This is a genomic window from Streptomyces sp. NPDC058457, from assembly GCF_042720695.1.
GTDB lineage: Bacteria > Actinomycetota > Actinomycetes > Streptomycetales > Streptomycetaceae > Streptomyces.
This window is the reverse complement of sequence record NZ_JBHXLU010000016.1, coordinates 14434-27903: the sequence shown is the minus strand read 5'-3', so window position 1 is coordinate 27903 and position 13470 is coordinate 14434. Positions and strand designations below refer to the sequence as shown.

The 13470-nt window shown below is 69.7% G+C and carries 14 protein-coding genes; 10 read left to right on the top strand and 4 right to left on the bottom strand.

All coding sequences use genetic code 11. From position 1 onward, the window contains the following. Positions 1–24 precede the first annotated feature (24 nt). Together dapE and ACFWPS_RS15635 are read left to right on the top strand one after the other, a co-directional pair. Positions 25–1104, top strand: coding sequence for a succinyl-diaminopimelate desuccinylase (gene dapE, locus ACFWPS_RS15640; protein ID WP_383705177.1), 1080 nt, complete (start codon positions 25–27; stop codon positions 1102–1104). A 104-nt stretch (positions 1105–1208) separates the two neighbouring features. Beyond that, entirely contained in the window at positions 1209–1967 is a 759-nt protein-coding gene (locus ACFWPS_RS15635) for a TIGR00730 family Rossman fold protein (RefSeq protein ID WP_383705174.1), read from the top strand. A gap of 314 nt (positions 1968–2281) precedes the next feature. On the opposite strand, the gene folP is transcribed toward ACFWPS_RS15635, so the two are convergent. Continuing rightward, complete coding sequence (folP, locus tag ACFWPS_RS15630) at positions 2282–3142, bottom strand: dihydropteroate synthase (RefSeq protein WP_383705171.1); 861 nt, start codon at positions 3140–3142, stop codon at positions 2282–2284. A 170-nt stretch (positions 3143–3312) separates the two neighbouring features. On the opposite strand from folP, the gene ACFWPS_RS15625 reads away from it, so the two are divergent. Further along, positions 3313–3672 carry a DivIVA domain-containing protein gene (locus ACFWPS_RS15625; protein ID WP_383705168.1) on the top strand — a complete coding sequence of 120 codons (360 nt, stop codon included), beginning with the start codon at positions 3313–3315 and terminating at the stop codon, positions 3670–3672. A gap of 14 nt (positions 3673–3686) precedes the next feature. After that, positions 3687–4274 carry a DNA-3-methyladenine glycosylase I gene (locus tag ACFWPS_RS15620; protein WP_383705392.1) on the top strand — a complete coding sequence of 196 codons (588 nt, stop codon included), beginning with the start codon at positions 3687–3689 and terminating at the stop codon, positions 4272–4274. A gap of 80 nt (positions 4275–4354) precedes the next feature. On the opposite strand, the gene ACFWPS_RS15615 is transcribed toward ACFWPS_RS15620, so the two are convergent. Next, positions 4355–5158 carry an enoyl-CoA hydratase/isomerase family protein gene (locus ACFWPS_RS15615; protein WP_383705165.1) on the bottom strand — a complete coding sequence of 268 codons (804 nt, stop codon included), beginning with the start codon at positions 5156–5158 and terminating at the stop codon, positions 4355–4357. A 378-nt stretch (positions 5159–5536) separates the two neighbouring features. On the opposite strand from ACFWPS_RS15615, the gene ACFWPS_RS15610 reads away from it, so the two are divergent. Beyond that, positions 5537–5704: a DUF3117 domain-containing protein gene (locus tag ACFWPS_RS15610; protein ID WP_069751535.1), complete on the top strand. Its 168-nt coding sequence runs from the start codon at positions 5537–5539 to the stop codon at positions 5702–5704. 108 nt (positions 5705–5812) lie between these two features. Here ACFWPS_RS15610 and ACFWPS_RS15605 read toward each other — a convergent pair whose 3' ends face one another. Beyond that, positions 5813–6496, bottom strand: a complete 684-nt coding sequence (locus ACFWPS_RS15605; RefSeq protein WP_383705162.1) for an O-methyltransferase — start codon at positions 6494–6496, stop codon at positions 5813–5815. Positions 6497–6746: 250 nt separating this feature from the next. Between ACFWPS_RS15605 and sigE the strand changes: the two genes are divergently transcribed. The 5 genes from sigE (at position 6747) to ACFWPS_RS15580 (ending at position 10718) form a co-directional block, all read left to right on the top strand. After that, complete coding sequence (sigE, locus tag ACFWPS_RS15600; RefSeq protein WP_383705160.1) at positions 6747–7463, top strand: RNA polymerase sigma factor SigE; 717 nt, start codon at positions 6747–6749, stop codon at positions 7461–7463. Further along, complete coding sequence (locus tag ACFWPS_RS15595; RefSeq protein WP_383705158.1) at positions 7460–8425, top strand: zf-HC2 domain-containing protein; 966 nt, start codon at positions 7460–7462, stop codon at positions 8423–8425. Before sigE ends, ACFWPS_RS15595 begins: the two co-directional genes overlap by 4 nt. Before the next feature lie 156 nt (positions 8426–8581). Next, positions 8582–9166, top strand: coding sequence for a trypsin-like peptidase domain-containing protein (locus ACFWPS_RS15590; RefSeq protein ID WP_383705155.1), 585 nt, complete (start codon positions 8582–8584; stop codon positions 9164–9166). 201 nt (positions 9167–9367) lie between these two features. After that, a complete protein-coding gene (locus ACFWPS_RS15585; RefSeq protein WP_383705153.1) occupies positions 9368–9808 on the top strand; it encodes a sec-independent translocase in 441 nt (146 codons plus the stop codon). 238 nt (positions 9809–10046) lie between these two features. Then, entirely contained in the window at positions 10047–10718 is a 672-nt protein-coding gene (locus ACFWPS_RS15580; protein WP_383705150.1) for a hypothetical protein, read from the top strand. A gap of 106 nt (positions 10719–10824) precedes the next feature. Here ACFWPS_RS15580 and ACFWPS_RS15575 read toward each other — a convergent pair whose 3' ends face one another. Next, positions 10825–13419 (bottom strand): DUF6185 family protein, encoded by a 2595-nt coding sequence (locus ACFWPS_RS15575; RefSeq protein WP_383705148.1) that lies wholly within the window; start codon positions 13417–13419, stop codon positions 10825–10827. Between the last annotated feature and the right edge of the window lie 51 nt (positions 13420–13470).

Sequence of the window (13470 nt, the reverse complement as noted above, 5' to 3'; positions counted from 1 at the left end):
TCGGCGGGCGCTAGGGTCGAGGTCATGGCCGACACCTCGCTTGACCTCACGCTGGACGCCGCCGCGCTCACCGCGCAGCTCGTCGACTTCCCCTCCGAGAGCGGCACCGAGAAGCCGCTCGCGGACGCGATCGAGAGCGCGCTGCGTGCCCTGCCGCACCTGACGGTCGACCGGTACGGCAACAACGTGATCGCCCGCACCGACCTCGGCCGTCCCGAGCGAGTGATCCTGGCCGGCCACATCGACACCGTCCCCATCGCGGAGAACGTGCCCTCCCGCCTCGACGAGGACGGCGTGCTGTGGGGCTGCGGCACCTGCGACATGAAGTCGGGCGTCGCGGTCCAGCTGCGCATCGCGGCCACCGTCCCGGCCCCCAACCGCGACCTGACCTTCGTCTTCTACGACAACGAGGAGGTCGCCGCCGACCTCAACGGCCTCAAGCACGTCGCCGAGGCCCACCCCGAGTGGCTGGCGGGCGACTTCGCGGTCCTCCTTGAGCCCTCGGACGGCGAGGTCGAGGGCGGCTGCCAGGGCACTCTGCGGGTCCTGCTGAAGACCTCCGGCGAGCGGGCCCACTCGGCGCGCTCCTGGATGGGCTCCAACGCGATCCACGCGGCCGCCCCGATCCTGGCCCGGCTCGCCGCCTACGAGCCGCGCTACCCGGTCATCGACGGCCTGGAGTACCGCGAGGGCCTGAACGCGGTCGGCATCTCGGGCGGGGTCGCCGGCAACGTCATCCCCGACGCGTGCGTGGTCACCGTCAACTTCCGGTACGCCCCCGACCGGTCGGAGGCCGAGGCCATCGCCCACGTCCGCGAGGTCTTCGCCGACTGCGGGGTCGAGGAGTTCGTGGTCGACGACCACAGTCCCGGCGCGCTGCCCGGCCTCTCCCACCCGGCCGCGGCCGCCTTCATCGAGGCGGTCGGGGGGACACCGATGCCCAAGTACGGCTGGACCGACGTCTCCCGCTTCTCGTCCCTCGGCGTCCCGGCGGTCAACTACGGCCCCGGCAACCCGCACTTGGCGCACAAGCGGGACGAAAGGGTGGAAACCGTCAAGATCCTGGCAGGCGAGGAGCGGCTGCGCACCTGGCTGACCAGCTGAGCCACACGACGGCGCTTCGCGCCCGACATGCCGACGTCCCGCGCCTGTAACCCGGGCGGATCTACGCTGGGGCGGATACACCTGCAAGCGGAGGGAGCGCACATATGGCTACCGGGAACCCCGAGGGGAAGAAGGTGCCGCCGGACGAGCAGCGCCTGGGACCGGTCCTCCGACGGCGCGGCCAGGTGACCGCGAGCACGACGGACCAGCGTCTCCTGGACGCGGGCGGCCCCTCCGACTGGGTCCACACGGACCCCTGGCGGGTGCTGCGCATCCAGTCGGAGTTCATCGAGGGCTTCGGCACGCTCGCCGAACTGCCGCCGGCGATCAGCGTGTTCGGCTCGGCGCGGACGCCGGTCGACTCGGCGGAGTACGACGCGGGCGTGAAGCTGGGCCGAGGGCTGGTCGAGGCCGGCTGGGCGGTCATCACGGGCGGCGGGCCCGGCGCCATGGAGGCGGCGAACAAGGGTGCCCTCGAAGCGGGCGGCGTCTCGGTCGGCCTCGGCATCGAGCTCCCCTTCGAACAGGGTCTCAACCCGTACGTCGACATCGGCCTCAACTTCCGCTACTTCTTCGTGCGGAAGATGATGTTCGTCAAGTACGCGCAGGGCTTCGTGGTCCTGCCCGGCGGCCTCGGCACCCTCGACGAACTCTTCGAGGCCCTCACCCTCGTCCAGACCCAGAAGGTCACCCGTTTCCCGATCGTCCTGTTCGGCAGCGGCTACTGGGGCGGCCTCGTCGACTGGCTGAAGAACACGCTGGTTGCCCAGGGCAAGGCGGCGGAGAAGGACCTCCTCCTCTTCCACGTCACGGACGACGTGCAGGAGGCGGTGGGCCTGGTCTCGAAGGAAGCGGCCCGCTGAGCCGACCGACCGTTTCCCACCCACCCACCCACCTGACTCACTCTGCCGAGAAGCCGGGGTCGAGGGATCGTGTGACCGCGCCGACCGACCGAGTCGGTCCGCGCACTCCTCGACCAACCGAGCCGGTTCGTGCACCTTTGGGCTTTCGGTCTATCGAGCCGGTCCGAGCACCTTTCGGCTTTCGGTCGGCCGAGTCGGCTCGTGCACCTTTCCGGTTTCGGTCGGCCGAGCCGGTTCGTGCACCTTTCGACCCACCGAGTCGGGTGGTGGGTGGGCGAGGGATACGGGGGTCTGGGGGCGGAGCCCCCAGGACGCTACGCCAGCCCTCGCCGGGCCACCGCCGGAGGCCGGTGGCCGGCGATCGACGCCACCATGTCCAGCACCTGCCGTGTCTCGGCCACCTCATGGACCCGGTACACCTGAGCCCCCAGCCACGCCGACACCGCCGTCGTCGCCAGCGTGCCGATCACCCGCTCCTTCAGCGGCCGGTCCAGGGTCTCGCCCACGAAGTCCTTGTTGGACAGGGAGACCAGCACTGGCCACCCCGTCTCCACCATCTCCCCGAGCCGCCGCGTCGCCTCCAGGCTGTGCCGGGTGTTCTTGCCGAAGTCGTGCCCGGGATCGATCAGCACCGACTCCCGCGGCACCCCCAGCGCGACGGCCCGCTCGGCCAGCCCCAGTGTCACCCGCAGAATGTCGGCCACGACATCGTCGTACGCCACCCGGTGCGGCCGTGTCCGGGGCTCGGCCCCGCCCGCATGCGTGCACACCAGCCCCACCCGGTACCGCGCGGCGACTTCCGCCAGCCCCGGGTCGACCCCGCCCCACGCGTCGTTCAGCAGATCCGCCCCGGCCTCGCAGGCGGCCTCCCCGACCGACGCCCGCCAGGTGTCCACGCTGATCACGACGTCCGGGAAGCGCCTGCGCACCTCCGCGACGAACCCGACGATGCGCCGCGCCTCCTCCTCGGCCCCGACCTCCTCGCCCGGCCCGGCCTTCACCCCGCCGATGTCGATGATCTCGGCCCCTTCGGCGACCGCCTGCTCCACGCGCGCGAGGGCCGGCTCGTCACGGAAGGTCGCCCCCTGGTCGTAGAAGGAGTCCGGCGTCCGGTTCACGATGGCCATGATCACCGGTTCGTACGGCCCGAATTCCCGCCTGCCCAGCCTGAGCATCGCCTGTGACCTCTCGTAGTAATTCCCTCGGTAAGACCGCCTGCGACCCTAACTGTCAGACTCGCATGGCACGATCGGACACAGACACATTCGACACCGAGCACACTGAGCACACTGCGCACAACGAGTGCTGCTGCACCGAGCTTCATCGAGCCTGGGGGCCCACCGCGATGGTTATGTTCCTGTTCCTCGTCGTCGCGCTCGCGGTCGTGGTCGCCGCGGTCACCCTCTCCGTGGTGAGCGGCGGCGAGAGCGGACCGCTGCCCGAGGCGGCGCCCGAGCGGTTCCAGGACCCGCTGCCCCCGGACCGCCCGCTGAACCGCGCGGACGTGGAGAGCATCCGCTTCCCCCTCGTCCCGCGCGGCTACCGCATGGCGGACGTCGACGACGCGCTGAGCCGCCTCGGCGCCGAGCTCGCGGAGCGCGACGCCCGGATCACCGACCTGGAGTCCGCGCTGGCCGGTGCCCAGGCCGCGCCGCACACCCAGCACACCCCGCTGGACAAGCCCGAGCCGGAGGACCGGCCATGACCGACGTGCCCGACATCATCGACGGCGCGGCGGTGGCCGGGCCGGACGGCAGGCTGCGTTGTCCATGGGCCCTGTCCACCGAGGACTACGTGGCGTACCACGACGAGGAGTGGGGCCGCCCGGTCCGCGGCGACGAAGCCCTCTACGAACGCCTCAGCCTGGAGGCCTTCCAGTCCGGCCTCTCCTGGATCACGATCCTCCGCCGCCGCCCCGGCTTCCGGGCCGCCTTCGCCGGCTTCCACATCGAGAAGGTGGCCGCGTTCACGGACGAGGACCGCGAACGCCTGCTGGCCGACCCCGGCATCATCCGCAACAGAGCGAAGATCGACGCGACGATGGCCAACGCCAGGGTCCTGGCGGAGTGGGCCCCGGGCGAGCTGGACGCCCTGATCTGGTCGCACGCCCCGGAGCCGGGCACGTACCCCGCACCGAAGACCATCGCCGACGTGCAGGCGGTGACCCCCGAGTCGACGGCCCTGTCCAAGGCCCTGAAGAAGCGCGGCCTGCGCTTCATCGGCCCGACGACGGCGTACGCCCTCATGCAGGCATGCGGCCTGGTGAACGACCACTTGGAAACATGCGTCGCCCGTAGCGCCCCCTGAGGGGCGCGGGGCCGCATCGATATGCGGCTCCGCCGCGCGGGCGCGACCAGCCCCCACCCACCCGCAGTTCCCCCCAACTGTCACCGCCCCAAATACTTGGGCTTCTCCTTGTTCACAAACGCCTGCACGGCGATCGCGTGATCCTCGGCCGCCCCGGCCCGAGTCTGCAGCTCGTCCTCCTTGTCGAGGGTTTCGTCGAGGGAGTGCGTGAGCCCGTAGGCGACGGCCTCCTTCAGCGCCGCGTACGCCACGGTCGGCCCTTCGGCCAATTTCTGTGCCACCTTCTCGGCCTCGGCCCGCAGCTCGGCCGAGGGCACCACCTTGTTGGCGATGCCCAGCTCATACGCGTCCTGCGCACCGATGCTCCGCGGAAAGAGCAGCAGGTCGGCGGCGCGCCCCGGCCCCACAACCCGCGGCAGCGTCCACGACACCCCGGAGTCCGCGGTCAGCGCCACCCCCGCGAACGACGTGTTGAAGGCAGCCGTATCGGCGACCACCCGGTAGTCCGCGGCGAGCGCGAAACCGAACCCGGCCCCGGCCGCGACCCCGTTCACGCCGGCCACCACCGGCTTCGGCGCCCCCGCCAACGCCCGCACGATCGGGTTGTAGTGCTCCCGAACCGTCGTCATCGTCTGCCCCGCCCCGGTCTCCCGGTCGGACGCGAGCAGCGTGATGTGCTCCTTGAGGTCCTGGCCCACGCAGAACGCCCGGTCCCCGGCGGCGGTCAGCAGAATCGCCCGGACGGCCGTGTCGGCCGCCGCTTCCTGCGCGGCCTCCCGAAGGGCGACCTTGGTCGCGATGTTCAGTGCGTTCATCGCCTCGGGGCGGTTCAGCGTGATCGTCGCGAGCCCGTCGCTCACCTCGTAGAGCACGGTGTCGGTCATGGTGCGTCCCCTCCGTCGTCTCCGTCGTCGCGGCTGACGTACCGCTCAGTACGTCGATGTCCGAAGGACAGCATGGCGGAGATCGCCGTCGGGGGACCGGACCCTGCGTGTGACCTGCGTCAAAGAATTCCGGAGCCGACTCGGTCGGCGTAAGGACGCAGGGCGGCGAAGTATCGCAGCCACATCGCCGAATTGGGTGGTTTTGCTCGCGTGCGTTGCCCAAGCGATGCCGACTGATGTTGGTCATCGGGTCCTGAGATGCGGGATAATGGCTTGGAAGCAATGTGTTCGATGCCGGTGTCGCGTGTCCCGTGTGGATCACGCGTGCCCTCCAGGGCCGTCGGTAGACGATGAGCTGTTTTGAGGAAGGGGACGAGCATGGCGGCCATGAAGCCGCGGACGGGTGATGGCCCGCTCGAGGTGACCAAGGAGGGGCGGGGCATCGTCATGCGCGTTCCGCTCGAAGGCGGCGGTCGGCTCGTCGTCGAGCTGACCCCTGACGAGGCCGCGGCGCTTGCCGACGCCCTCAAGAACGTCGTCGGCTGAGGCGTCAGCGACCAAACCCTTTCGGTCGCCCCGGCATCCCAGGAGATGCCGGGGCGCTGCCGTCTTTCCGGTCCGGGAACGCCGGAACCCGGTCCCTGCCCGTGAGGGCTATCGCTTGACCGCGCACAGCAGCCCGTCGCCCACCGGCAGCAGCGACGGCACCAGCTCCTGGCTCTCCCGAACCGTGCGCAGCAGTTCGCGCAGCCGCAGTACCTCGGTCGGCTGCGGCCCCGAGTCGACGGTGCGGCCGTTGGCGAAGACGCCCTCGAAGACCACCAGGCCACCGGGACGCAGCAGGCGCAACGATTCAGCGAGATAGTCCGAGTACTCCTGGCGGTCGCCGTCGCAGAAGACCAGGTCGTAGCCGGCGTCCGCGAGGCGGGGGAGCACGTCGAGGGCGCGGCCGGGGATGAAGCGGGCCCGGTTGCTGGCGAAGCCGCAGGCGCGGAAGGCCTGCCGGGCGAACTGCTGGTGTTCCGGCTCGGGATCCACGGTGGTCAGCACCCCGTCCGGGCGCATGCCGTGCAGCAGATACATCCCGGACACCCCGCACCCGGTGCCGATCTCGGCGACCGCCTTGGCGTCCACGGAGGCGGCGAGCATGCGCAGCGCGGCGCCCGTGCCGGGCGACACCGAGCGCAGCCCTGCCTCGCGGGCCCGGTCACGGGACCAGCGCAGCGCTTCGTCCTCGGCGACAAAGGCGTCGGCGAACGCCCAGCTCGTCTGCCGGTTGCCGGTAATGACCCTCTCCTGTCCCCGTGGTTGCCTGGGCGTGACTGTATCCGTTGGCACCGGGAACCCGCAGATGGGACCAGGCGTTTAGAGGGGTGGAAGACAGGGCGGGGGGACACGAATGGATCACGATGACGAGTCGGTGGTCGAGCAACTGCTGGTGCGGTCGGATGAGCCCTATCAGCACAGATCAAATTCTCGTAAAACCGCTTATCCGGTGCTAACGGGCGAGGTGGCTATGGTAGGGGCTCCACTGGACACCACCAGAGCCGACAGGGGAGGTGCGGCTGCGCCTGGGGATCGGGGAGGAGTGCTGCGGCGCTTCCTCGGATCGGCAGGCAAGCCGAAATCCGTGAACGACACCGCTGCTGACCCAAGCCACGCTGCCGCGCTCGCCACGGGCGAGGACCGGACCGCGACCTTCTCCACCGACGCGGACGGGCAGGCATGGACTCCGCCCACGTGGGAGGAGATCGTCAGCACGCACAGCGGCCGCGTCTACCGCCTGGCCTACCGCCTGACCGGTAACCAGCACGACGCCGAGGACCTCACCCAGGAGGTCTTCGTCCGCGTCTTCCGCTCGCTGTCGACCTACTCTCCGGGCACCTTCGAGGGCTGGCTGCACCGCATCACCACCAACCTGTTCCTCGACATGGTCCGCCGCAAGCAGCGCATCCGCTTCGACGCCCTCGGCGAGGACGCGGCCGAGCGCCTGCCCAGCCGCGAGCCCACCCCCTCGCAGGCCTTCAACGACGCGCACTTCGACGCCGACGTCCAGCAGGCCCTGGACACCCTCGCGCCCGAGTTCCGCGCCGCCGTCGTGCTCTGCGACATCGAGGGCCTGTCGTACGAGGAGATCGCCGCGACCCTCGGCGTGAAGCTCGGCACGGTCCGCTCCCGTATCCACCGGGGCCGCTCCCAGCTGCGCAAGGCCCTCGCGCACCGCTCCCCGGAGGCCCGCAAGGCCGAGCGCCGTTCCTTCGTACCCCGTGTTCCCGCACTGGGAGGAGGGGGCGCGACCGCGTGAGTGGATCACGACCGAAACCCGCCGAGCGACAGCTCGCCGAGCAGCACCTGGGAGACCGACTCTCCGCCCTGGTGGACGGAGAGCTCGGTCATGAGTCGCGTGAGCGCGTCCTGGCCCACCTGGCGACCTGCGCCCGGTGCAAGGCGGAGGCGGACGCGCAGCGCGCGCTGAAGAACGCCTTCGCGGCGGCCGCCCCGCCCCCGCCCTCCGAGAGCTTCCTGGCCCGCCTCCAGGGGCTGCCCGCGGGCGGCGACCCGGACGGCGGCGGTTCGCCGTTCGGCGGGGGAGATCCCTCGGGACGCGGATCCGACAGCGGGGTCTTCGACCTGAGCCGGGACGACCGCTTCGAGTTCGGCTATGTCCCCGCCCGCCCGCACGACCCGGCCGCGGCCGCCGGCCGGGGCTTCCGCATCCACCCCGTCGGCCGCCCGGACAACGACCGCTCCGCCTCGCGCGGCATGCGGTTCGCGTTCGTCGCCGCCGGCGCGGTCTCGCTGGCCGCCGTCGCCCTCGGCGGGGTCACCACCGGCCTGCCCGGAGCCCCGGCCGCCGACGCCCGCAGCGGCACCGGCGGCGGCAGTGTCGCCCCGGCCGGTACGGCGGGCTCCGGCACCAGCGGGACCGCCGACACGCAGCGCCGCCGCCTGCTCACCCCGTTGCTGTCGTCCGGCACGCTGCTCGGCGGCGCCCCCGCCATGCCCACCTCGGTGTCCGCGCCGCTGCTGCCCGGTGTGCCCTCCCCGGCCGCCGCACAGCAGACGCTGCGGGAACTGACCGCGCCGGTGATGGCCGGCGCGGCCGCGGTCTCCCCCTTGATACGGCCGCTGAGCGCCAACCCGCCGTTCGCCCTCACCTCGTGGACCAGCACCCCCGAGGCGACCGGCACCGGCCTGCTCGCCGCACCCGTCCCCGACGCCACCTCCGCACCCTCCCCGTCCCGCTCCTACCGCGCCGCCCCCTGACCGGGCCCTGCCCACCTGCTGAACGGCCCTGCGCGGCGACTCGCGAACCTGGTTGAATCCTGTGAACCAGCCATGCCCGTGGCACCACCGCGGGCACGGAGCCGACCTTCCGCGAGCCGCCGGTGCACGGGGCCGCGGTGAGCCCGCGAGGAGACCATGGACGAGGGGATACCGACGTCACCGACGACACCCGGCGACACCACCGGCAGCGCCCCGTGCCTGCCGCAGGGTGATGCGGCCGGGGCCGCGGCACAGCGACGGCGGTCGCGGAGCCGGCGGACGCTCGTCATGGGGGCGCTGGTGCTCTCCGTGCTCTCCGGTGCGGCCGGCGGGCTGATCGGCGGCTATCTGGAGCGCACCGGCGGCCTGGAGGCCGTACAGCTGCCCCAGCCGGGCCCGCCGCCGCCCGGCGATGCCGCCGGGATCGCCGCGCGGGCGTTGCCCAGCGTCGTCACCCTGCACGTCACCGCCACCGGCACCCGCGAACAGGCCACCGGCACCGGCTTCGTCCTCGACACCCGAGGGCGCATCCTCACCAACAACCACGTCGTCGCCCCCGCGGTCTCAGCGGGCGGCCGGATCACCGTGACGTTCAGCAGCGGAGCCACCGCCCGGGCGACCGTCGTCGGCCTGGACGCCGGCTACGACCTCGCCGTCGTCCAGGTGCACGGCGTGCACGGCCTCACCCCGCTGCCGCTCGACGGCCCCGGCGACCGCCCCGGTTCCTCGGACAGGAACTGACAGAAACCTCACAGGCAGGGCCCCACTCGTGCCCCGACTAGGCAAACAACCCGGAAAACCGGTCGTACACACGCAGTCGGACACCTCGGGGCAGTACCGGTCGGACAGGTGCGCCGGGTACCGTGGACCCGGCCCGGACCACGGAACACCCGCAACAGCGACCGGAGGGCCGAGGACCGAGGACATCGCAAGGAGCTTCAGGTGTTCAATGACATAGGACCACTCGAGCTGGTGACGATCATTGTGCTCGCCGTGCTCGTCTTCGGTCCGGACAAGCTCCCGAAGGTCATCCAGGACGTCATGCGGACCATCCGCAAGATCCGGGAGTTCTCGGAGAGCGCCAAAGAGGACATCCGGCAGGAACTCGGCCCGGAGTTCAAGGACTTCGAGCTCGAGGACCTCAACCCCAAGACCTTCATCCGCAAGCACCTGGACAGTGACGAGCTGGGGCTGAAGGAGATCCGCAACGGCTTCGACCTGAAGAAGGAGATGGCCGAGGTCACGGACGCGGTGCACAGCCGCGAGACCGACACCTCGTCGTCCGGAAGCGGTTCTTCGGGAAGCGGCCGGATCGACATGACCAAGAAGCCGGACGACCCGGGCAAGGAAGACCGTCCGCCCTTCGACGCGGACGCCACCTGAGCCCGGAACACCGACCCGCGCATGAGCGGCGCACGTGACGCGTTTCATACCGCGTGTGCGCCGCGCATACGTCTTTTACGGCCCGAACCCGCCGCCCGTGCGACCCACGCACCGGGCGGTTTCGCTGCTGGTCCCAGCGGTGTCGATATGCTGCCGAGTTGTTGTGCGGACCGGACGAGTGCGCCCGAAGGGGGGCGGGCCGCCCCGGACCGACCAGAGCTAGGAGGCGTCGGGGCATATGGAGACGACAAGTCGGGTGGACGGACAGGCGCCGGTCGCGGAGGGCGTACAGCAGGTCCCCTCCGTACGCCGCACGGTCGACGGCTACCTGGAGGCGACCTTTCCCTGGTACGGCCTCGACGAGGCGTTCACGGGGCCGTGCTGGCTGATGCAGGTGGGTGCGACGGCCGACGGTGCGGTGGAGCACGGGTCGATCGGGCACGGCGACGAGCCGTCGGTGCGCAACGAGCATCTCGCCTCGGCCGTCGGTGAGCCGCGGGAGAAGTTCGCGGTGGTCGTGACCGTCGCGGCGAGTCCGTCCCGGCGGAGCGCCGACGGGACGGGGCTGCTGGAGGCCACGTCGGTGTCGTCCGCCGCGTGGCTGGCCGGGGTCGGGCTGCTCTCCTTCACCTGGCCGGGGCAGATGGACCACAGCCTGCGGGACGACTGGCTGGAGCAGCAGACCGAGACGGCGTGGGAGCTGGCGGACGACCTCGGCGGGCCGGAGTGGTCGACACTCTCGCTGCCGGTGGACGGGGTGTCGACGCCGTTCCACTACCGGGAGTCGGAGTTCGGGTGGGTGCTCGCCGGGTCGACGGGGGAAGGCGTGCATCTGGGGGCGTACGGGCGGGGGATGAGCGCGTACGGCCTCGGCTTCGCCGTGATCAAGGACATCGCCGAGTTCGCCTGAGAGTTCTCGGCACCCGGTGCTCCAGCGGCGGGCTCCGGGAAAGGCCCCGGCCCACCGCCCCGCGACCTTGCGACGCGGGGCGGTCACCAGTCGGCGGCACAGCCCCTCATTTGTTGATCAATGTCTTCACGATCGCCACGACCACCGCCACCTGGGCGAGAAGCCAGGCGACCTGTCCGGAGAGGCCGCGTAGCCGGTGGATCGACAGCAGCAAGGCGAAGCGGCTGGGCCAGTACTGCCGTTCCTCCCGCAGCGTCGACGTATCCATCCAGAGGCTGGTGAGCGTCAGGATGAAGAGCATGAGCACGGAATAGAGGAGCAGCATCTTGACGCCTGCATCGGTGTATCGGGCGAACAGACCGACCAGAACGGCCGGAATGCCGTAGGCAAAGGTGAGGCTCCATGCGCGGGCGGCACTGCGGCGGCCCGGTAGCAGACGCCACAGGGCGCCCAGGACGAAACCGGCTCCGGCCCATGCCGTCTGATAGGCGATGAACCCCGCGGCAAAGCTCGGAATCGCGGTGGGTTCAACGCGGAGCTGGCCCCCCTTGAACAGGTCCGTCATCTCCAGATAAATAAGGGTGCCACTGGCCGGAACCCCGAAGCAGAACGCCAGGCGCGCGCCCTGCAAAGCATTGGGCCACCAGTAGGATTCCGGCCCCCAGGCCAGGGCGACGTCCAGGATCGAAATCTGGCTGGGTGGGTTTTTCTTGAGGCATCTGGACACCAGCCACTGACGCAGCTCGCGCAGCTGGGCTTCCAATTGCTCGCAGGTGACGCCGCTGGAGCGCCCCTGGTCCAGTAGTTGCAGTTGATGGTTGAGGTTGCGGTACTGATGTACTTTTTCCATCAATTCAGTCCGCTTATTGGTTCCTGGTTTGTGCAGGTAAAACAGGTCTCCCATCCGGCTCAGTACCGACCACCGTCGTCCCACTGCGAGGACCGCGAAGAGTGCGACGATGTTCAGCGCGAACCACACGCCGTACTGTGCGTTGATGCGCGCGAATCTTGCACCCCTCATCCCCACGGTCAAGGAGAACAGCGCGGCGATCAGCAGGAGATCTGGCTTGTCCGGACCCAGTGGAATGTTCTCCATGGCACGGACGGCCTGGGCCCGTTGGGCGACGAAGCGGAAGTGCAGCAACGCGAGGAGTGCGATACCCGTCAGAAGCCAACTGTAGGCGAAGATCCAGGTGAGATCACTGAAGAAGAAATTTGACAGGTAATGATTGACGTATTTCGCGTGCTTTGAAGGGCGGTTTTGGTTGACGAGCCAAGCGGCCCGTTTCCACTGATTTTCGGTTGCCCAGCGGAGGCACCAGAGGAGGCCGCCCGCGACCGTCCCCAAAAGGGTTGCGACGGCTGCGACGCAGAGAATCGGTGCCTTGTCCCATGCCCGGGTCCAGCGAGCGGGGACCAGTCCGCCGTCGCGTGCGAAGCGCCATGCCCACGCGGCCATGGCGGCCAGCCACAACCACACCGTCGTCAGGCCCATGAGCACGTACCCGAACTTGCCGGTGAGGGTTGTCGGCGCGTCGGTGTCCAGGCCCCGTGGCAGGCCGAAGAGCCCGTGGCCGAGCACCACCAGCAGGCCGGTCCCCGCAGCCGCCGAAGCGGTTCCGACAACGGCGTATTTCTGCCGGCGGCCTTCGGGACCGTCGGTCCCGGGTTCCGGGTCTGTGGATGACGCTCCGCTGTGCCAAGGTCGGGCGACGAGGGTCAGGGTGAGGCCGGCGGTGATGCAGATGATCGCTTTCCCTCGAAGGGTGACAGCGAGTTCCGGGATGAGCAGCACCAGTGTCAGGGCGACCGCCCCGCTGAGCAGGGCCCAGTGCAGAACGGGGCGTGCGAGGCCTTCGCCGAGGCCGCTGCCGAACCCGCCGACTCGCCACCGGGATCCCCGCGTCCAGGACGCGGCGGACGCGGACCGGCGCTGGGCGCGGAGCGCGGCCAGCGCGAGCGCACCGGAGGCGAGCACCCACCACGTGGCGATGCCCGCTGGTTTCAGCAGTGACTCGTCCCAGCTCAGCGTCAAGGACCGTTGCTTCGGCAGATCGGCCTCGATGCAGGGGTGCTCGGGGCAGAGGGCTTCAGGCGGCTGTTTGGTCCATACCACCGTGGTCTCGTCGGCAGACGATGTCCGCCCGTAGTATTTGAATTTGAGGCCACCGAGATCAGCCTTGATAGCCCAGCTGGCCTTAGTCAGCGTCGACGGCCGGAGGGTCACCTTCCATTCCTCTTTGTTTTCCCTGTCTCTCGTGATCACCCAGGGGCCGAGACGGTAATCCTGGTACTTGTTGATCCAGGTGAACGAATTGTACTTCACCGTGACCTTGTCGTCCTTGGCGGTGGCGACTGGATTGTGGTCGCGCCATTCGGTGCTGCGAAGTTCGTTGTCTCGTCCACGTAGTAGGCAGTGCATGGCTGCCTGGTATTCTTTCGATTTCTCGCTGAATGTCAGCTGGCTTGCCATGCCCCATGTCCGTGCAGGCACCTCGATCGTCATGTCCGAAAAGACCTGGATGTAAGTCTTGCCGTGCTGACGGAAACGGATCGTGGCGTCCACCTTGCTGGAATTGAGCTGATTCTCTTGGCAGGCATCATGGCTGTTCTGCCGTGCCTCCGCGGGAGCGCATCCCCACCACATCACCGCCAGGACCACCAGGGACAACAGCCGCCACCACCGTCGGACAACCGTCATAGAGTCGGCACCTCCTCCTCGGTGAATTTAGTGAAGGCGCCCTAAGTGTCA